General features: G+C 67.9%; 16 protein-coding genes. 8 read left to right on the top strand and 8 right to left on the bottom strand.

Annotated features, from left to right (window positions below; all coding sequences use genetic code 11):
• Positions 1–25: 25 nt before the first annotated feature.
• Positions 26–2,215 carry a methyl-accepting chemotaxis protein gene (locus QX128_RS17995; protein ID WP_316238124.1) on the bottom strand — a complete coding sequence of 730 codons (2,190 nt, stop codon included), beginning with the start codon at positions 2,213–2,215 and terminating at the stop codon, positions 26–28.
• A 325-nt stretch (positions 2,216–2,540) separates the two neighbouring features.
• Here QX128_RS17995 and QX128_RS17990 point away from each other — a divergent pair, with 325 nt between their 5' ends.
• The 4 genes from QX128_RS17990 to QX128_RS17975 all read left to right on the top strand — a co-directional run bounded on the left by QX128_RS17990 (position 2,541) and on the right by QX128_RS17975 (position 7,472).
• The gene (locus QX128_RS17990) at positions 2,541–3,554 is read left to right on the top strand and encodes a helix-turn-helix domain-containing protein (protein ID WP_316238123.1); all 1,014 of its coding nucleotides are present in this window, start codon (positions 2,541–2,543) and stop codon (positions 3,552–3,554) included.
• A 147-nt stretch (positions 3,555–3,701) separates the two neighbouring features.
• Positions 3,702–5,219: an aldehyde dehydrogenase gene (adh, locus tag QX128_RS17985; RefSeq protein ID WP_315804808.1), complete on the top strand. Its 1,518-nt coding sequence runs from the start codon at positions 3,702–3,704 to the stop codon at positions 5,217–5,219.
• A 443-nt stretch (positions 5,220–5,662) separates the two neighbouring features.
• Positions 5,663–6,184, top strand: coding sequence for a PAS domain-containing protein (locus QX128_RS17980; RefSeq protein WP_315804809.1), 522 nt, complete (start codon positions 5,663–5,665; stop codon positions 6,182–6,184).
• Positions 6,162–7,472 carry a methyl-accepting chemotaxis protein gene (locus QX128_RS17975; RefSeq protein ID WP_315804846.1) on the top strand — a complete coding sequence of 437 codons (1,311 nt, stop codon included), beginning with the start codon at positions 6,162–6,164 and terminating at the stop codon, positions 7,470–7,472. Before QX128_RS17980 ends, QX128_RS17975 begins: the two co-directional genes overlap by 23 nt.
• Here the strand turns inward: QX128_RS17975 and QX128_RS17970 are convergent.
• The 6 genes from QX128_RS17970 to xylB form a co-directional block, all read right to left on the bottom strand.
• Positions 7,444–7,794, bottom strand: coding sequence for a Rieske 2Fe-2S domain-containing protein (locus QX128_RS17970; RefSeq protein ID WP_316177365.1), 351 nt, complete (start codon positions 7,792–7,794; stop codon positions 7,444–7,446). The two genes, QX128_RS17975 and QX128_RS17970, sit on opposite strands and share 29 nt — an antisense overlap.
• Before the next feature lie 24 nt (positions 7,795–7,818).
• Positions 7,819–8,013, bottom strand: a complete 195-nt coding sequence (locus QX128_RS17965; protein WP_315804811.1) for a hypothetical protein — start codon at positions 8,011–8,013, stop codon at positions 7,819–7,821.
• 141 nt (positions 8,014–8,154) lie between these two features.
• Positions 8,155–9,102, bottom strand: a complete 948-nt coding sequence (locus QX128_RS17960; RefSeq protein WP_316177367.1) for an ABC transporter substrate-binding protein — start codon at positions 9,100–9,102, stop codon at positions 8,155–8,157.
• A gap of 100 nt (positions 9,103–9,202) precedes the next feature.
• On the bottom strand, positions 9,203–10,243 hold the full coding sequence (locus QX128_RS17955) for an ABC transporter permease subunit (protein WP_315804813.1): 1,041 nt from the start codon (positions 10,241–10,243) through the stop codon (positions 9,203–9,205).
• Complete coding sequence (locus QX128_RS17950) at positions 10,236–11,759, bottom strand: sugar ABC transporter ATP-binding protein (protein WP_316177369.1); 1,524 nt, start codon at positions 11,757–11,759, stop codon at positions 10,236–10,238. The genes QX128_RS17955 and QX128_RS17950 overlap by 8 nt, the downstream gene beginning before the upstream one ends.
• A gap of 149 nt (positions 11,760–11,908) precedes the next feature.
• Positions 11,909–13,354, bottom strand: coding sequence for a xylulokinase (xylB, locus tag QX128_RS17945; RefSeq protein WP_316238122.1), 1,446 nt, complete (start codon positions 13,352–13,354; stop codon positions 11,909–11,911).
• A gap of 129 nt (positions 13,355–13,483) precedes the next feature.
• Between xylB and QX128_RS17940 the strand changes: the two genes are divergently transcribed.
• The 4 genes from QX128_RS17940 (at position 13,484) to QX128_RS17925 (ending at position 18,691) form a co-directional block, all read left to right on the top strand.
• Positions 13,484–14,317, top strand: a complete 834-nt coding sequence (locus QX128_RS17940) for an SDR family oxidoreductase (protein WP_316238121.1) — start codon at positions 13,484–13,486, stop codon at positions 14,315–14,317.
• A gap of 172 nt (positions 14,318–14,489) precedes the next feature.
• The gene (locus QX128_RS17935; protein WP_316238120.1) at positions 14,490–15,626 is read left to right on the top strand and encodes a GGDEF domain-containing protein; all 1,137 of its coding nucleotides are present in this window, start codon (positions 14,490–14,492) and stop codon (positions 15,624–15,626) included.
• 94 nt (positions 15,627–15,720) lie between these two features.
• Positions 15,721–17,055 (top strand): acyclic terpene utilization AtuA family protein, encoded by a 1,335-nt coding sequence (locus QX128_RS17930; RefSeq protein ID WP_316238119.1) that lies wholly within the window; start codon positions 15,721–15,723, stop codon positions 17,053–17,055.
• Positions 17,056–17,140: 85 nt separating this feature from the next.
• On the top strand, positions 17,141–18,691 hold the full coding sequence (locus tag QX128_RS17925; protein ID WP_316238118.1) for a GMC family oxidoreductase: 1,551 nt from the start codon (positions 17,141–17,143) through the stop codon (positions 18,689–18,691).
• 3 nt (positions 18,692–18,694) lie between these two features.
• Here the strand turns inward: QX128_RS17925 and ggt are convergent, their stop codons facing one another.
• Positions 18,695–20,368 carry a gamma-glutamyltransferase gene (ggt, locus tag QX128_RS17920; RefSeq protein ID WP_316238117.1) on the bottom strand — a complete coding sequence of 558 codons (1,674 nt, stop codon included), beginning with the start codon at positions 20,366–20,368 and terminating at the stop codon, positions 18,695–18,697.
• Positions 20,369–20,386 lie beyond the last annotated feature (18 nt).

Below are 20,386 nucleotides of genomic sequence, written 5' to 3'. Positions count from 1 at the left end.
CCTTTTCGCTTTTGTCGGTCGGCGTTCAGCTGGCACGCACCGAGGTCAGGAACTTGCCGACCTCCTCCCTCAGTCGGCCGCTGTCGCGCGACAGCAGCTTGGCCGCGGACAGCACCTCGGATGACGCCGTCCCGGTGTTGCTGGCGCCGCGCTGCACGTCGGTGATGTTCGACGAGACCTGCTGCGTGCCCTGGGCCGCCTGCTGGACGTTGCGCGAGATCTCCTGCGTCGCCGCGCCCTGTTGCTCGACGGCGGCGGCGATGGTGGCCGAGATCTCCGACAGCCTTTCGATGGTCTCGCTGATCTCGCGGATCGCGCCGACGGACTCCTGAGTGGCGGTCTGGATGCCCGCGATCTGCTGGCCGATGTCCCCGGTCGCCTTCGCGGTCTGCTCGGCGAGCGCCTTGACCTCGGTGGCGACCACGGCAAAGCCGCGTCCGGCATCGCCCGCCCGCGCCGCCTCGATGGTGGCATTGAGGGCGAGCAGGTTGGTCTGGCCGGCGATGCTGTTGATGAGCTCGACGACGTCGCCGATGCGCGCCGCCGCCTTCGAGAGCTCGCCGACCCGTCCGGTGGTGGAGCGTGCCTGCGTCACGGCTTCGTTGGCCATGCGCGCGGATTGCTGCACCTGGCGGCTGATCTCGGTCACCGAGGAGGCCATCTCCTCGGTGGCGGACGCCACGGACTGCACGTTGGTCGACGCTTGTTCCGAGGCGACAGCGACCGTGGTCGCGAGCGACTGCGCCCGCTCCGCGGTCGCGCTCAACGATCCGGCCGACGTCTCCAGCGTGCCCGAGGCGGCCGACACGGTTTCGACGATGCCGCCGACCGACGCCTCGAACTGATCCGCCATCGCGTTCATCGCGTGGCGCCGCTGGGCGTCGGCGGCCGCCTGGTCCTCGGCGCGCTGCGCGATGCTCTGCTTCAGGTCGCCCTGCATCGCCTTCAGGGAGGTGGCGAGGGCGCCGACCTCATCCGCCTGCTCGATGGTCAGGGTCTGGTTGAAGTCGCCTTTGGCGATGCCATCGGCGAATACGGCGCAATCCCGGATCGGACGGGCAATGCCCCGTGCCGCCACCCAGATGAGGAAGATCGCAAGCGCCGTGATCACCGTTCCGACTCCGAGCTGCCACAGCGTGTTGCTGGTCGAGCGGCCGCTGAGCGAAGCGTCGAGCTGCCGTGCCGAGGCGAGAACCACGTCGCGCGGGATGGAGATCACGACCGACCAGGGCGTGTCGGTGAGCCCGAAGGTGATCGGGGCGTAGATGTCGACGTTCGAATTGTTGGGCTCGTCCAGAACGGTACCCTTGCCGGTGCGGACGATGGCAGCGCTGTCGGTCCAGCGCGGGTCGGCCTCGGCGGCGGGCTTGCCGATGACGTTCTGATTGGCGCTGTCGGCGACGACGAGGCCGGTGTCGTTCAGGATCACGACCTTGCCCTTGCCGTCGAACAGGGAGGTGTTGATCTTGACCGCCAGCCTCTGCACGAAGTCCAGATTGTAGTCGGCGCCCGCAACGCCGCGGAATTTGCCGTTGATCATGACGGGCACCGACATCGTGGCCAGGAACACCGGCTTGCCCTGGACGATGTAGGGCAGCGGCCCGAGAATGTTCTCCTTCCCGGTAGTGCTCGGGTTGATGTACCAGGCGCCCTTCACGAGGCCATTCTGATGGCGCTCGCTGCTGTCGTACTCGACCAGCGGCTGCACGGCGATCGCGCCGCCGGCGCTTCGCGTCCAGTAGGGGAGAAAGCGGCCGGTGTGATCGGAGCCCATCTCCTTGTTGGCCTTGAAGGTGCTATCGTTGCCGTCGAGCGCATCGGGCTCCCAGGCCGAGTAGGTGCCGTTGAAGGCGGGATTGAGCTCCAGGACACGCCGCAGCACGGCGTTGAGCTGCGCGCGGCGTGCGCTCGCGGCGGTCCCGGTCTTGGCATCGGCCAGAACCGCAAAGGACTGCGCCAGCGTGCGCGCCGCGTCGAACCCGACCTCCAGCTCGGCCTTGATGACGTTGGCCTCGGTGGAGGCCCGATTCATCAGGCTCTCCTTGGTCTGGCGATCGACCAGCTGCATGACCTCGTGGTTGACGTACTGGTTCATGCTCTGCGTCGAGAACAGGCCGTAGCCGATCAGGATGACGCAGGTGAGCGCGAGGCAGAAGCCGGCGATCAAGGCAATCTTGGTCTGGATGGAGCGTATTGCCGCAAAGGATAGGCGCATGTTTCCCTCTCGTGGTTGCCTCGCTGGACCGGCAATGACGTTCATCGGTGCGAAGCGCGTGCGGGAACCATCCGGAATGGGGATTAATGCGCTTTAAGGCACCGGCGTCCTTTCAGGGCGCCTGGCCCAGTTCGGCCAACGGAGTGTCGCAGCGTTGCGACACCCCCGTAGTCATCCGGGCATAAGGGCGGAGGCAATTGCCACACCCAAGGGGAGAGGGCGCTCCAGTCCCCGTTCCTTGACGCCGGTCAAACGGCGGTGCTGTAGTTGCGCTAATCTGATTGTAAGCTGCGCCAATCGCGGCAGGAAAGCCGGGAGGAGGGACATGGGGCGTTCGCCCGGGAATGCCCATTCGGATCGCATCCTGGAGGCCTTGGCCAAGGGGGATGCGAAGGCTGACGCTGACGGCAAGGCCGATCACAGAGCCGACAGAGGCGCGCCGGCGGTCTCGGCGCTCGCGGCCTCATGGCGGCGCTCCGGCCACCTCCATGCGCTCGATCCCGCCACGCCGAAGCTGCCGGCCCGGCTGACGGCCGCCGAGATCGCTGATGCGCGCGCCCGGCTCGGGCGGCTGCTCGCGATCGCGCAAGCGAGCCTCGACCGGCTGTTCCTGGCGGTCGGGGGCGTCGGCTGCTCGGTGCTGTTGGCCGATGCCGAGGGCACCGTGCTCGAGCGCCGCGGCGCGCGCGGCGACGACGCCACCTTCGAATCCTGGGGCCTGTGGACCGGCGCGGTGTGGAGCGAGCGGCACGAGGGCACCAACGCGATCGGCACCTGCCTGGTCGAGAAGCGGCCGCTGACCATCGACCGCGACCAGCACTACCTGTCGCGCAACGCGCGCCTGTTCTGTACCACGGCGCCGATCTTCGACGAGCATGGCCAGCTCAAGGCCGCGCTCGACGTCTCCTCCTGCCGTGCTGATCTGACCGAAGGCTTCAGTCGGCTGATCGCGACCACCGTCGCGGATGCCGCGCGGCTGATCGAGGCGGAGAATTTCCGCCAGGCCTTTCCACACGCCCGCATCGTGCTGACGCCGGACAGCGAGCGCGAGATCAACTCGCTGCTGGCGGTCGATCGCAACGACCTCGTCATCGGTGCCACACGGGCGGCGCGGCGGGCGCTCAACCTGTCTCCGTCCGCGCTGGCGCGCCCGGTGCCGGCCGGCGACCTGATCAAGGACACGACCACCGGTGGCGACGACATCGACGCCGCCGAGCGCGCCGTGCTGAAGCGCGCGCTGGCGCGCGCCGGCGGCAACGTCTCGAAGGCGGCGAAGGAGCTCGACATGTCGCGCGCCACCCTGCACCGGAAGATGAAGCGGCTCGGGCTCGAGCGATGAACGCGCCGCGACTGTCGAATCGCAGCCAACATGTCGCAGAACTGCGACACTTGTTCGGACGCGCTCGTTTCAGCCTCTGGTCTGTCGTGCCGGTTTGATCGAGCCTCCCTGCAACGCCGTGTGCATCGGCGTGAATGGGAGAGAGAGATGACCAAGGTTGACGTCAATGCGGCGCTCAAGCCGCCTTTCGCTGCGCGTTACGACAACTTCATCGGCGGCGCCTGGAAGGCCCCCAACGCCGGCAAATATTTCGACAACATTTCGCCGATCACCGGCCAGCCGGTGTGCCAGATCGCGCGCTCCGATGCGTCCGACATCGAGGCCGCGCTCGACGCCGCGCATGCCGCCAAGGACGGCTGGGCCCGTACCAGCGTGACCGAACGCGCGATGGTCCTCAACAGGATCGCCGACCGCATGGAGGCCAATCTCGACAAGCTCGCGCTCGCCGAGACCTGGGACAACGGCAAGCCGATCCGCGAGACCACCGCCGCCGACATCCCGCTCGCCATCGATCACTTCCGTTATTTCGCCGGTGTGATCCGCGCCCAGGAAGGCTCGATCGCCGAGATCGACCACGACACCATCGCCTATCACTTCCACGAGCCGCTCGGTGTCGTCGGCCAGATCATTCCGTGGAATTTCCCGATCCTGATGGCGGCGTGGAAGCTCGCGCCGGCGCTCGCCGCCGGCAATTGCGTCGTGCTCAAGCCGGCCGAGCAGACGCCGGCCTCGATCCTGGTGCTGATGGAAATCGTCGGCGACCTGCTGCCGCCGGGTGTGCTCAACGTCGTCAACGGCTTCGGCCTCGAAGCCGGCAAGCCGCTGGCGTCGTCGAACCGCATCGCCAAGATCGCCTTCACCGGCGAGACCTCGACGGGGCGCCTGATCATGCAATACGCCTCGCAGAACCTGATCCCGGTGACGCTGGAGCTCGGCGGCAAGTCGCCGAACATCTTCTTCAAGGACGTCTGCGCCGAAGATGACGACTTTCTCGACAAGGCGATCGAAGGCTTCGTGATGTTCGCGCTCAACCAGGGCGAGGTCTGCACCTGCCCGAGCCGCGCGCTCATTCACGAGTCGATCTACGAGCGCTTCATGGAGCGCGCGCTGCAGCGCGTCGGGGCGATCGTGCAGGGTAGCCCGCTCGATCCGGCCACGATGATCGGCGCGCAGGCCTCCTCCGAGCAGATGTCCAAAATCCTGTCCTACATCGACATCGGCAAGCAGGAGGGCGCGCAGCTCCTGATCGGCGGCGAGCGCAATGTGCTCGGCGGCGATCTCGCCGGCGGCTACTACGTCAAGCCGACGGTGTTCAAGGGGCACAACAAGATGCGCGTGTTCCAGGAGGAGATCTTCGGACCCGTGGTCTCGGTCACGACCTTCAAGACCGAGGACGAGGCGCTGGCGATCGCCAACGACACGCTCTACGGCCTGGGTGCCGGCGTGTGGAGCCGCGACGCCAACACCTGCTACCGCTTCGGCCGCAACATCCAGGCGGGGCGCGTCTGGACCAACTGCTATCACGCCTACCCGGCGCATGCGGCATTCGGCGGCTACAAGCAGTCCGGCGTCGGACGCGAGACCCACAAGGTGATGCTCGACCACTACCAGCAGACCAAGAACATGCTGGTCAGCTATAGCCCGAAGAAGCTCGGCTTCTTCTGAGGCAGGGGGCGCCGGGCCGGTCGGGCATGAGCGCCCCGACCGGCCCGTGCGCGTCTCATGAGGTTGCGGGGCGTCACGTACGCACCTCCTGGTCCTTGTGCCACATCTTCCAACAAGGCGACGGCCGACGCGATCCTCCGGCCAGCGGTCCGCACCGATCGCCGGCCATCGAGCCGGCGCGCCCCGTCCCCGCCGCGGGCGCCACCTGTATTCTGGCGGGGGCTCCCAGTTAACGCGATGTTTCACAGTTAACGTCAGATTGAGGCCGGGAGGCGGACAGCCTTCTCCTGGGCCCGGCGAAAGCCGGCCGATGGGGTCCTGGCGACACCTGGCCGCACGCCGGGCGGCGCCGGTTGTGCCCGCGCGTCGACCGGACCGGCCGTACGGGCCGGGCCATCCCGTCTGTCCGCCCCGCATCGTGATGACCGCAAGGAGGACCAGTCATGGCCCACATTGTGAAACCGACCGGCATCGAGCACATGCTCGGCGAAGAAGACCTGATCGTCTCGAAGACCGACCGCAAGGGACGCATCACCTACGCCAACGACGTCTTCGTTCGCATGGCCAGGTACAGCTATGACGAGCTCCTGGGAGCGCCTCACAGCCTGATCCGCCATCCCGAGATGCCGCGATGCGTCTTCAAGCTGCTGTGGGACACGCTGGAGGCCAAGCGCGAGATCTTCGCCTATGTCGTCAACCTGGCCAAGGACGGCAGCCATTATTGGGTGCTCGCCCATGTGACGCCGACGCTGGACGACCAGGGCAATATCATCGGCTACCATTCCAACCGCCGCAGACCCGAGCGTGGGCCGATCGAGAGCCTCAAGCCGATCTACAAGACGTTGTGCGACGAGGAGGCGCGCCACGCCAATGCCAAGGACGGCCTGCGCGCAAGCTTTGACATGATGGTCTCGGCGATCAAACAACAAGGCGTTGATTATGATGAGTTCGTGCTCTCTCTCTAAGGCCCAGATCGCGATCGCGGCCGCGGCGCTGCTGGCACTCGGCGGGCTGGCCTGGCTCGTCGTCGCCGGCGCGACCCCGCCCGCCGCAGGCGGAGCGCTGCTCATCGCTGTTGCGCTGCTGCTCGGCCTTGGCTTGTGGCAACTGCGGGTGGCATCTGCCGTGATCGCGGAGGCGGCCAAGGTCTGTCACAGCGCAGCCAAGGGCAATCTCGAGCCGCGGCTGCTGAGCCGGCGCCAGCACGGCGACATAGGTCTGTTGCAGAAATCGATCAACGACATGCTCGACATCACCGACGCCTTCGTGCGCGAGGCGTCGGCGTCGATGGACTATGCCAGCCGCGGCAAGCATTTCCGCAAGATCATGGTGCGGGGCCTGCCTGGCGCATTCCGCCGCTCGGCGGCGATCATCAACCAGGGCACCGACGGCCTCGGCCGCCGGGTGGTCGACATTGCGGGTCTGGCACGGCAGTTCGGCACGCAGCTCGATCAGATCGTCGTCAGCCTCGTCGGCGCGGCGGGGGATCTCGAGTCCGACGCCGGCCACGTCGCGACGGCCGCGACGGAAACCAGCCGCCGCACCGAGGATGTGATCGCGGCTTCGGGGCGCGCGTCGTCCAATGTGCAGACGGCGGCGGGCGCGGCGGATCAGCTCGCGTCCTCGATCGCCGAAATCGGCCGGCAGGTCTCACGCTCCACCGAAAGCGCGGGGCGTGCGGTCGGTGAGGCCAACCGTGCCGGCGGCGAGATCCGCGAGCTTGCCGATGCGGCGGTCCGGATCGGTGACGTGGTCAAGCTGATCAGCGAGATCGCTGAACAGACCAACCTCCTGGCGCTGAATGCGTCGATCGAGGCGGCGCGGGCCGGCGATGCCGGGCGCGGCTTTTCCGTCGTTGCGGCCGAGGTCAAGAGTCTCGCCGACCAGACCGCCAAGGCGACCGAGGAGATCAGCGCCAAGGTCAACGAGATGCAGCACTCGACCTCGACGTCGGTCGCGGCGGTCGAGGCGATCGCGCGGACGATCGCCGAGATCGACGAGATCGCGTCCACCATCTCGGCCGCGGTCGACCAGCAGGCGGCGGCGACGCAGAACATCGCGCACAACGTTCAGGAAGCCTCGTCCGGCACGGCACGGGTCGCGTCAGACGTCGGCGCGATCAGCAGCGCTGCCGCCGACACCGGCCGGATCGCATCGCGAGTCAACAATGCCTCCGAGCGGGTCCATGGCGAGGTCGAGACGCTGCGTCGCGAGGTTGACCAGTTCATGAAGCGGCTGATGGCGACGGGATAGCCGGCTTGACCGGCCCGACATCGACCTGGATCTCATCACCCTCGACCTGCAGCGGGTAGGCGTGCAGCGCGTTGCGGACCAGATGGGTGACGCATTTGCCGTTCACGCCGTCGAAGCCCCATTGATGGTGCGGGCAGGTGATCGTCTTGCCGTCGAAGGTCGCTTCCGTCAGCGGCACGTCGGCATGCGGGCAGCGGCCGCGATAGGCCTTCAGCTCTCCGCCACGGGGCCAGAGCAGCAGCACGCTCTTCTTGCCGACCTGGTACAGGCCCATGCCGCCTTCAGCCATGGCGCTTGTCGGACAGACTGCGGTAAAAGCCATCGGATCGCCTGCTGATTGATGCCGTCAGGCCGGCTCACGCAAGTTCCGGACCAGCGCAAAATCGGGACAAACAGAGGAGCCTTGTCGCAAACGCGACAACCACGCTGAATGAGCGCGGTCCTTTTCGCGGCCGAGCGCGGCGAGGAATTCCTGCTGTGGAATGAACAGGCCCTGCGCCCGCACCAGCCCGCGGTCGAGATCGTCGAGCTTGGCAGCCATCGGCATCCATCCGCCAGCTCCGCGGCGATCGGTCGTTGAAGGCTCGCCGACGAGACAGAATGTGGTTCCAAGCAAAACGCCGCCCCGGAGAGGGCGGCGCTTCTCATTGCTTTCAATCAGATGCAGGTCGACGACCGAAGTCTATTCCTTCCGCTCCGAGGTCCAGCCCTTGTACTCGCCGACATTGTCGCGCGTGATCAGCTTGGAGGGCAGCAGCTCGACGGTCGAGGCGGGCTTCTGGCCGTTGAGCAGGCCGACGCCGATCTGCACGGCGCGGCGCGCCATGAAGAACGGATCCTGCGAGGCCGAGGCCTGGATCTGCTGCGAGGCCGGATCCTTCAGCGCGGCTTCGATGTCGGGCGCGCCGTCGACCGCGGTGATGACGATGCCGGTGCGCCCCTGCTGACGCGCGGCGAGATCGGTGCCGATCGCCTGCGGATCGTTGATGGCGAAGATCGCGTCGATCTTGGGGAAGCGCGTCAGATAGCCCTGCGTCACCGTGAGGCCGCCCTCGCGCGAACCCTTGCCGTCCTGGTCGCTCGACAGCACCTTGATGCCAGGAGCCTTGGCGAACACGCTCTTGCAGCCGTTGACGCGGTCGATCACGGCCGACACCTGCGGCCCGTTCTCGATGATGACGTCGCCCTTGCCGCCGAGCTTGTCGACGATGTACTGGCACGAGATCTCGCCGGCCTGCACGTTGTTGGTGGTCACGGTGGCGTCGGCGCCCTCGGCCGCGGTGTCGACCGCGACGACGATGATGCCGGCGGCCTGCGCCTTCTTGATCGCAGGACCCACCGCCTTCGGATCACCCGGATTGAGCAGGATCATGTCGACGCCCGCGGCGATGAAGTTGTCGATCTGGGTGACCTGCTTGCCGAGATCGTATTCGAAGCCGACCGCGGTGATCTTGACGTTCGGGTTGGTCTTCTTGGCCTCGAACTCCGCGCCCTTCGACAACGCGACGAAGAACGGATTGCCGAGCGAGCCCAGCGAGACGCCGATCGATTTCAGCTCCTTGGCCGACGACGGCGCGGAGCTCATCACGAGCGCAAGCGCGGCACCGGCAAACAAAACCGACTTCAACATTGGTTTCCTCCCTGGCCCTTCCTGTTCGTCTACGCACGGCGGACCAGTGGCCGTGGAAGAATGCGTTGCGGCGGGCCCCGGTGGAGCCCGCCATGTCGTCTCAGGTGCGGGCCGAGCCCTGCAGCCGGTAGCGGTCGAGCGCGACGGCGCCGATGATCACGAGGCCCTTGATGACGTATTGCCAGATGTCGGACACGCCGACCAGGATGAGCCCGTTCGACAACACCGCGATGATGAGCGCGCCGACCAAGGTGCCCCAGATCGAGCCGATGCCGCCGACGAACGACGTGCCGCCGAGAATGACCGCGGTGATGGCGTCGAGCTCGTAGGACTGGCCGAGCTGCAGGCCGTTCGCCGCATAGAGCCGCGCCGCCTGCATGCCGCCGCCGAGGCCGGCGAGCAGGCCGGACATGCCGTAGACGAAGATCAGCACCGCCCAGACCTTGATGCCGGCGAGCCGCGCCGCGCTCTCATTGCCGCCGACGGCATAGATGTGCACGCCGAGCACGGTCCGGCGCAGGATCAGCCAGGAGCCGAGGATCACGAGCAACGCGATCACCGACAGCCAGGGGATCGAGACGACGCCCGGAATGATCGTCAGCGAGGCGTTGCCGATGAAGGCATAGGGAATGGACGGGTTGAACACGGTGGTGTCGCCACCCATCAGGCGGGCGAGACCGCGCACCGCGGTGAGCGATCCGAGGGTCACGATGAACGGCGGCAGCCGCAACAGCGCGATCAGCGCGCCATTGACGACACCGAAGGCAAGGCCCGTCAGCACCGCGGCCGGCAGCCACAGCGCGCCGAGATCTGGCATCTTCGACAGTGTCAGCCCGGCCATCGCCGCAGCGGCCAGGATCGAGCCGACCGAGAGATCGATGCCGCCGGTCAGGATGACAAAGGTCATCCCGGCGGCGAGCACGGTGTTGACCGCGGCCTGCTGCAGCACGATGCCGAGATTCTGTCCGGTGAAGAAGCGTCCCTCCGACAGCAGGTGGAAGCCGACGCAAAGGATGAGCAGCACCGGCAGCATGCCGGCGGCGCGGATCATCAGCCGCAGCCGCTGCTGCTTGTTGTCCGACGCGGACGGCAGGCCGGATGAAGGCGCGGTCTTGGCTTGCGACGAACTGTTGTCAGGCATCGACGTGCTCCGTCCCGGTGGCCAGCGCCATGATGTCTTCCTGGGTGATGGGTGATGTCGTGCTCTGCTGCAGCTCGCCGGCCAGGTGCCCTTCGCGCATCACCAGCACGCGGTCGCAGATGCCGAGGATCTCCGGCAAATCGGACGAGATCACCAGGATCGCGGTGCCCGACTTGGCGAGATTGTCGATGATCGAATAGATCTCGGACTTGGCGCCGACGTCGACGCCGCGCGTCGGCTCGTCCAGGATCAGGACCTTCGGCGCGGTCGCAAGCAGGCGCGACAGCAGCACCTTCTGCTGATTGCCGCCCGACAGCCCGCCGACGGTGACGCCGGGATTGGGGGCGCGGATGCCGAGCGCGGCGAATGCTTCGTCGGCGCGCGTCTTCGCCTTGTCGCGATCGAGAATGCCGCCGAGCTTCGCGTCGCGTCCGATCACGGCGAGGTTGATGTTGTCGGCGCAGGACATGTCGAGAAACAGGCCCAGCGCCTTCCGGTCCTCGGTCAGATAGGCGATCCCGGCATCGAGCGCATCGCGCGGCGTGTCGATGCTGACTTTCTCGCCGTCGAGCTCGATGTGTCCGGTCGTCTTCGGCGCGGCGCCGATGATGAGATGCGCGAGCTCGGTGCGTCCGGCGCCGATCAGCCCGGCGAGGCCGACCACCTCGCCGGCATGAACGGTCAGCGAGCAGTTCTTGACGCGATGGCCGTCGCCGAGATCGACGGCGCTGAGCACTGCGCGGTCACGCTTGGCGTGCGGGTCGTGGTCCTTCTTGTAGAACGACGACACGTCGCGGCCGACCATCATGCGGACGATGCTGTCGGCGCGGATCTCCGGCTTGTCGAGCGAGCCGACCAGCCGGCCGTCGCGCAGCACGGTGACGCGGTCGCCGAGCGCATAGACCTCGTCCATGCGATGCGAGATGTAGATGATGGCGAGCCCCTCGGCGCGCAGCTGGCGGATCAGCGCGAACAGCTTCTCGCTCTCGCCGGCGGACAGCGACGTGGTCGGCTCGTCCATGATCAGGATCTTGGACCGTGCATGCAGCGCGCGGGCAATCTCCACCAGCTGGCGCTGGCCCATCGACAACTCGGCCACCAAGGTGGACGCGGTGAAATCGGCGCCGAGCCGGTCCAGGATCGGTCCAGCGCCCTCGCGCATGGTGCTGCGCGCGAGCAGGCCGCTCTGCGACAGCTCGCGCCCGAGATAGATGTTTTCGGCGACCGTCAGGTTCGGCGCCAGCGACAACTCCTGGTAGATGATCGAAATGCCGGCGTTGCGGCCGCCCATCGGCCCTTCGATGCGCACCGGCCGGCCCTCGATGCGGATCTCACCGCCGGGATCCGGGCGATAGGCGCCGGAGAGAATCTTCATCAGCGTGGATTTGCCGGCACCGTTTTCGCCCATCAGCGCATGGACTTCGCCGGCGTAGACGGTGAGGTCGACCTTGTGCAGGGCCTTGATGGTGAAGAATGACTTCGACACCCCTCGCATCTCGAGGATCGGACCGCTCATCGTGCCTCCCAATGCACGTCGTCTTGTCGTCCGCGGCTCGTTGATCGCTGGCGCGGGGTAGCCATTAAACTAGAGGCTGTTGCCGAATACAATATGAAAGAGACGCCGCTGCAACGCGTCGCCGCGACGAATGCCTTTCGGAGATCGGGTTAGCTCGGCCGACGATAGAGCTGTTGCCAGCGCGGCCGCCGCTCGGCATAGGCTGCCGACAGCGCGACGTCCGGCGCGAAGGTCCGCACGCGCGCCGGCGGCGTGCAGACCGCGCCGATGTCCTCGCCGGTAACGGCAAGACGTGCCAGCCGGGCCGCGCCGAAGGCGGCGCCGGTCTCGCCCTCGGCCAGCCGATGAACGGGAATGCCGAGGACATCAGCCAGGATCGCCAGCCAGAGGTCGGAGCGCGATCCGCCGCCGATCGCATCCGCTTCGGCAATCACGAGGCCGGTTTCCCTCAGCGCGTCGCGGCAGTCGGCCAGGGCGAAGGCAACGCCCTCGAGCACCGCCTGGACGATGACGCTGCGATCTGTCGCATGACTCAGGCCGTCGAGCAGGCCGCGGGCATGGGGATCGTCATGCGGCGTCCGCTCGCCCGCGAGATAGGGCAGGAAGCTGACCGGCGACGGCGCGGCGGGCCGTGCGCCCAGCGGGGCAAGCAGCTCCGTTTCGCTCGCGCCAAGCAGCCGCGCGACCCAGGCGAGGCATGAGGCCGCCGACAGCATCGCGCCGGCCTGCAGCCACATCGCAGGGACGGCATGACAGAAGGTGTGAACGACGCGCTCGGGATTGGCCGTGACGGCGTCGACCGGCGTGATCACGGCGCCGGACGTGCCGAGCGTGATGAAAGTGGCGCCCGGCCTGACAGCGCCGATGCCGACGGCACCGGCCGGGTTGTCGCCCGCGCCGCCCGCGAAGGCCGGACGCTTCGTCATGCCCCAGCGTTCCGCGAGGTCGCTGCGCAACCGGCCCGCCGGCGCGCAGCCTTCGACGAGGCGCGGCATCTGCGCACGCGTCAGGCCGGTGGCGGCGAGGCCCTCGTCCGACCAGTCGCGCCCGACGACATCGAGCCAGAGCGAGCCGGACGCATCGGACATGTCCTCGATCACATCGCCCGTCAGCACCAGCCGGACATAGGCCTTTGGCAGCAGAACCAGCCGCGTGGCCGCGAAGATCTCGGGCTCGTGCGCCGCGATCCACATCAGCTTCGGCGCGGCAAAACCAGGCATCGCCTTGTTGCCGGTGATCATGCGCAAGGCGGGCCAGCGCTGCTCCAGCGCGAGGCATTCCCGCTCCGACCGCCCGTCGTTCCAGAGAATGCAGGGCCGCAACGGATTCATCGCGGCATCGAGCAGCACCGGGCCATGCATCTGGCCCGACAGGCCGATGGCGTCCACCGCCGTCAACGCGCCGGGATGATCGGCCTTGAGCGCATCGAGCGTGGCGAACACCGCGGCGATCCAGGCGGCGGGGTCCTGCTCGGCCCAGCCCGATCGCGGCACGTCCATCGTCAAGGCGCGGCTGCGGCTCGCAACGACGCGCTGCGCGTCATCGACGATGATCGTCTTGACCGCGGATGTTCCAAGATCGATGCCGAGATACATGACGTCTCACGCGTGCGTGCGCAGTGACGGATAGGGAGTGGAGCGATACCAGACTCCTGATAGCCTTGTCATCCGAACGCGAGTCATCGTAGCGCGAGCGAGGCGAGCTCATTTTCAGGGAGTCGAGACATGGAGCCATCTGACCAACCAGCCGAACGGGCGTCGCGCCTGGTCGGGCACTACGCGCTGGTGACCGGTGCGGCCCAAGGCATCGGCCGCGCGATCGCGGTGCGCTTTGCCGAGGAGGGCGCGCATGTCGCGATCAATTTCGGCGGTCCGTCGCCATCGGGCGATGAGACCCTGGCGCTGGTGCACGCGGCCTCCGCCGCGCATGGTCACGGCGCGCGCGATCATTTCGCCGTGAAGGCCGACATCGGCGTCGAGGCCGAGATCGCCGAGATGTTCGAGACCGTGCTGACGCGCTGGCCCCGGCTCGACTGCCTGGTCAACAATGCCGGCTTCCAGCGGGAATCGCCGAGCGAGGCGCTCGACGTCGACGCCTATCGCCAGATCCTCGAGGTCAACCTCAACGGCGCGGTGCTGTGCGCGCGTCATGCGCTGGCGCATTTCGTCGCGCGCGGCGGCGGCAACATCATCAATACGTCCAGCGTGCACCAGATCATTCCGAAGCCCGGCTATCTCGCTTATTCGATCAGCAAGAGTGCGATGGCGGGCCTCACCCGGACCCTCGCGCTCGAATTCGCCGGCCGCGGCATCCGCGTCAATTCGGTCGGGCCCGGCGCGGTCGACACGCCGATCAACGCCGCCTGGACCGATGACCCCGCCAAGCGCGCGGCGGTCGAGTCCCACATTCCGATGGGGCGGGTAGCGAGCCCGGAAGAGATCGCCGGCGTGTTCGCCTTTCTCGCCTCGTCCGAGGCGAGCTACATCACCGGACAGACGATCTATGCCTGCGGCGGCATCACGCTGTTCGGCGAGTTCCGCGACAATTGGGCGAGCTGATCCGACGCCCTGTGTCGCTCTGGCGCGTCATGCGCTGACATCATTCGCATTGTCAGGGTTGCGGTGAGCATCTCTTAAGCATCCGCGGCGCATGGCAGCCCTTCGCGGGTGCAGCGAGATTTCGTTAAGGCGTGGGTACGAGAGTGCGCGCAATTGCCGAAACGGAATTGCGATGCATCGATTGGACCCGGACATTCGTCGCGACCTCGCGCACCTGCTGTACAGCTCGATGCCGCTGGTCGGGACGATCGCGGTCGCGGCCGTCGTGATCGGCAGCGTGATGGCCTGGGTGGCGCACGATCCGGGCTACGCCGCGATCACGGTGGCGCTGCTGGTGATCGGCGCGCTGCGCGTGGTCAAGCTGCGGATGTTCGCCGCGCGCTTCGATCGGCTCGATCACGACGCCATCATTCGCTGGGAACGCCTCTACGGCCTCGGCGCCGCCGCCTTCGGTCTGGCCATCGGTGCGCTGTCGGCTCGCGCGTTCCAGATCGGCGACGGGCCCGGGATCTGGATGTGCTTCGGCCTGTCGATGGCGTTCTGTGTCGGCATCGTGTCGCGCGTCAGCCCGTGGATCGTCATGACCTCGTCGGCGGTGCTGCTGATCCCGACCGTCATCGCCTGCCTGATGCAGCCCGAGCCGGTCTACCGGATGGGCGCCGGCATGGTCGTGCTGTTCTGGATCACGCTGCGCGGGACGTCCTATCGGCTGACGGCCGCCTTCACCGAGCGGATCATGGCCGAGCAGGCGCTGGCGCGGCAGGCGCTGCGCGATTTCCTCACCGGCCTGCCGAACCGGGCTGCATTCATCGCCGCGCTCGGCCGGTGCGATCGTCCCGTGGCGATCATTGCGGTCGATCTCGACGGCTTCAAGCTCGTCAATGACCGGTTCGGCCATCAGGCCGGCGACGAGCTGTTGTGCCAGGTCGGCGCACGCCTGCAGGATTGCCTCGGCGAAGCCGGCCTGGCGGCGCGGTTCGGCGGTGACGAGTTCATGCTGCTGCTGCCCGCAGCCGGACGTGACGCCGCGCTCGCGCTCGCGCAAGCCGCGGTGACGGCGCTGTCGCGTCCCTTCGCGCTGGCTGGAACGCGCGTGCAGATCGGCGCCAGCGCCGGCGTTCTGGTCGCGGGGGATCGGCGGGCGGATACGGAAGCGCTGCTCGGCCAGGTCGATCGCGCGCTCTATGCCGCCAAGCGCGCCGGCGGCCAGCGATGGTGCTGGGCCGACGAGCACATGGCCGTTGCCGTCGCATGCACGGCGAGCAGCGAGGCCCCGACGCTGGCGCTCGCGGATGAGCAGCATGCCTGATCGTCTGATGCGGACGTTGGCAAGGTCGCACCGCGGCCGCTAATGTGGCCGGCAGAAGCCGACGAACGGCGCATGATGTCAGGAGGAGCGGCCGATGCGAAGCATCAGGATCGGCGCCGGCGCGGGCTATTCCGGTGACCGGATCGAGCCCGCGGTGGAGCTCGCGGCGAGGGGCGGCCTGGACTATCTCGTGTTCGAATGCCTTGCGGAGCGCACGATCGCGCTGGCGCAGCAGGCGCGCATCAAGGATCCGGCCGCCGGCTATGATCCGCTGCTGGCGGCGCGCATGCAGGCGGTGCTGCCGATCTGCCGCGCCAACAAGGTCCGTATCGTCACCAACATGGGCGCCGCCAATCCGGTCGCCGCGGCCGAAGCCACCCGCGCCATCGCGCGCCAGCTTGGATTGACGGGACTGAAGATCGCGGCCGTGACCGGCGACGATGTTCTGGAGCCGTTGAAGACAGCGGATGTCGTGCTCGACACCGGCGACATGATCCATGCCCTCGGCAATCGCGTCGTCTCCGCCAATGCCTATGTCGGCGCGGGCGCGATCGCGGAGGCGCTCGCGGGCGGAGCCGATGTCGTGATCACCGGGCGCGCCGCCGATCCGGCGCTGTTCCTCGGCCCCCTGATCCATGAGTTCGGCTGGGCTTTGGACGATTGGGACCGGCTCGGGCAGGGCACCGTCGTCGGTCATCTGCTCGAATGCGCCGGCCAGATCACCGGCGGCTATTTCGCCGATCCCGGACTCAAGGACGTTCCCGATCTCGCCCGGCTCGGCTTTCCGATCGGTGAGGTGCGCGAGGATGGCGAACTGATCGTGACCAAGGTCGCGGGCTCCGGCGGCTGCGTCACGCCGGCAACGGTGAAGGAGCAGTTGCTCTATGAGATCCACGATCCCGCGCAATATTTCCAGCCCGACGTCGTGGCGGATTTCTCGCAGGTGACCGTCGAGGAGCTCGGTGCGGACCGGGTCAGGGTGGTCGGCGGCCGCGGCCGGCCGAAGACGGGACTGCTGAAGACCTCGGTCGGCTATCTCGACTCCTATGTCGGCGAGGGGCAGATCTCCTATGCCGGCCCTGGCGCCGTCGCGCGCGGCCGCCTCGCGCTCGATATCGTCCGCGAGCGTCTCGCGCTCACCGGCGTGGCCGTGAGCGAGCTGCGCTGCGACCTGATCGGGCTGAATGCGCTGCATGGCGACGAGCGCGCAGAGGGTGCCGAGCCCCATGAGGTGCGCATTCGTGTCGCCGGACGGACCGAGACGATGGCGGAGGCGATCCGCATCGGCAACGAGGTCGAGACGCTCTACACCAATGGCCCGGCCGGCGGCGGCGGCGCCTGGAAATCGGCGCGCGAGGTGATCGCCGTGGCCTCCTGTCTCGTGGCCGAGGATGCGCCGCAGCTCTGCGTCGGCATGCTGGTGGCCTGAGTTTTCGAGGGCTTCACGGATCGCTCGCGGCAGCGCAAGCTGGCCGTCATGATTGCGATGCCAGAGAACAGCGGGAATTCAGTCCATGTATGACGTCATTGTGGTCGGCGGCGGCTCCGCGGGCGCGGCCGTGGCTGCACGCCTGTCGGAAGACTCCCGGACGCGGGTCCTGCTACTCGAGGCCGGCGCCGACTGGCGCGCGGACGACGCGCCGTGGGAGATCGCGACGCCAAACCCGATTCCGATCATCCATGATCGCGCCTTCCAGGAGAAATGGCAGTGGCCGCAGTTGATGTCCCGCCGCGTCGCCGGGCAGGACATGCGCTTCTACTGGCGCGGCAAGGGGCTGGGCGGCAGCTCGATGATGAACGGCCAGATCGCGATCCGCGGCGTGGCCGATGCGTTCGACGAATGGGCGGCCAATGGCTGCACGGGATGGTCGGCCAAGGACATCATGCCGCTGTTCGCGGTGATCGAGGACGATCTCGCGCTCGGTGATCGCGAGGGCCACGGCCGCGGCGGGCCGCTTCCGGTCTACCGCGCACCGCCTGACACATGGGGGCCGATCGACCGCGGCCTGCGCGATGCCGCGCTGGCGAGCGGTTATCCCTGGTGCGACGATCTCAACGGGCCTGACGGCGAGGGCGTCGCCTGCTATCCGATCAACAGCCGCAATGGCCGGCGCATCTCCACCAACGAGGCCTATCTGGAGCCGGCGCGCGGCCGTTCGAACCTCGAGATCCGCGGGCGGGCGCTGGTCGAGCGGCTGCTGATCAGCGACGGCAGGACGACCGGCGTGCGCGTCCATGGCGAGGGTGAAGGCGTGAAGGACATCGCGGCGCGCGAGGTCGTGCTGTGCGCCGGCGCCATCCATAGTCCGGCGATCCTGCTGCGCTCGGGCATCGGCCCCGCGGCGGATCTTCAGGCGCTCGGCATCGCCGTGCTGCGCGATCTTCCCGTGGGACGGCACTTCTTCGATCATCCGCTGTTCCGCACCACCATTCAATTGCGCGAGGCGCTACGTCCGACCGACCGCGACACCCGCCACACCAACTGCTGCGTCACCTACTCGTCGGGCCTCGCCGGCGGCGGCAAGCGCGACATGATCCTGATCGCGTTCAACCATCGCGGCATCGGCGTGCCCGGCGCGATCGGCGCCGGCCTGTTCAACGCCTTCTCGCGCGGCACGTTGAAGCTCGCCTCGACCGATCCGAGCGTGGATCCGATCGTCGAGGAGAACATGCTGGCCGATGTCAGCGACATCGCGCGGATGCGCGATGCGGTGAAGCGGCTGGCGCTGATCACGGTGCAGCCGGCGCTGCGCGACATCGCCGACTGGATTCGCCTCGGCGATACGGAGTTCACCCTGCCGCAGGCGGCTGCGCTGCCCGACGCCGAGCTCGATGCGCTGCTCCGGCAGGTCACCGGCGACATCCAGCACGCCGCCGGGAGCTGCCGCATGAGCGGCTTCGACGACGCCGATGGCGTGGTCGATCCGGACGGCCGCGTGAAGGGCATCGCCGGCCTGCGCGTCGCCGACGCCTCGATCATGCCGTCGGACTGCCGCGCCAACACGCATTTCACCACCGTCGTGATCGGCGAGGCGATCGCGCGGATGATGCGAAAGCGCCATTAGACTTCAGGCGATGGCGAAGCGGAGCCCGGCGCGGGCGCGCCCGCCGGAGATCGCGATCGGCGTGCCGTCGGCGCGCCAGCACGCGGCTCCCGTCAGCGTGCCGTCGTCGCCGAATGCGATCGCGTTCATGCCGCCGGCCACGACCGGCTCGCGCTTGATCTCGTGGCCGCGCGCGGCGAGATCCTGCGCCACATGCTCGGGGAAAGCCGGCTCGAGCTCGAGCACGCCGCCCTGCGTCCACAGCCGCGGCGCCTCGACCGCCTCCTGCAGCGACATGCCGTGGTCGATCAGGTTGACCAGCGCCTGAAAAGCCGAGGGGAAGATGCGCAGGCCGCCGGGCAGGCCGAGCGCATAGCGCAGGCGGCCGTCGCGCAGCGCCATCATCGGGGCCATCGAAGTGAAGACGCGCTTGCCCGGCTGGATCGACAGTGCGCGGCCCGGATGCGGATCGAAATTGTACATGTAGTTGTTGGCGGTCATGCCGGTGCCCGGGATCTGTACGCAGGCGCCGAACAGGCCGTTGATGGTCTGGGTCGCCGCGACGACGTTGCCCGCGGCATCGGCGACCGTGACATGGGTGGTGTTGGCGGACTCCGTCGGCGCAAGCCCAGGACCGAAGCTCCGTGCCCGGCGCATGTCGATCTCTGCCCGCCGCTCGGCGGCATAGGTCTTGGATGTCAGGCGCGCGACCGGCACGTCGACGAATGCAGGATCGGCGGTGGCGACCGCCCGATCGGCGAAGGCGATCTTCAGCGCTTCGGCGAGCAGATGGGCGCCGTCGGCCGAGCCGAAGCCGAGCCCGCCGACGTCGAAGCCCTCGAGGATGTTCAGCATCTGCACGATGTGCACGCCGCCGGACGAGGGCGGCGGGGGGCCGATGATCTCATGGCCGCGATAGAGCCCGCGGATCGGCGCGCGCTCGATCACCGCGTAGGCGGCGAGGTCGGCCGCGTCGATCAGGCCGCCACTTTGGGCCATGTAGTTGGCCAGCGCGATCCCGAGCGGACCGCCATAGAGAGCGTCCGGACCATGCTCCGCGATCAGCCGCAGCGAGCGGGCATAGTCGGTCTGGATCACGCGGGCGCCGGGCCTGACCGGCGTGCCGTCCGGCAGGAACAGCGCGGCGAGATGCGGATCGCGCGCGAGGTCGTCCGCGACCAGCCGCACGCAATCGTTGAGATAGGGACTGGCGACGAAGCCGTGCTCGGCGAGCCGGATCGCCGGCGCCATCACCTCGGCCAGCGGCAGCCGGCCGAAGCGCGCCAGGGCCTCGCACCATCCCTTCAGCGCACCGGGCACGGCGACCGCGAGCGCGCCTGCGACATTGCTGCGGCCGCGCGTCTCGCGCGCCAGCGCGATCTCGTCGGAGACCGGATCATACATTCCTGGCGTGGCGCGCCGCGGCGCGGTGCTCAATCCGTCGAGCACGATGTGCCGTCCATCCGCAAGGCGGATGTGCGACAGGCCGCCGCCGAGAATGCCGACCATCATCGGCTCGACCACCGTCAGCGCGAACAGTGCGGCGACCGCGGCATCGATCGCGTTGCCGTCGCGCATCAGCATCTCGGCGCCGGCGCTGGAGGCGAGCGGATGGTTGGTGACGACCATCCCGCGCGCGCCGGTCGCCGGCTGCTTCTCGCAGGTGAAGTCGGCGATGCGCCGTGTGGGCGAATCCATTCGGGTCTCCTCTGTCGA

Origin of the sequence: Bradyrhizobium sp. SZCCHNR1015 (assembly GCF_032489875.1) — a bacterium.
Classification (GTDB): Bacteria; Pseudomonadota; Alphaproteobacteria; order Rhizobiales; family Xanthobacteraceae; genus Bradyrhizobium.
This window is presented reverse-complemented; position numbering and strand designations above follow the sequence as displayed.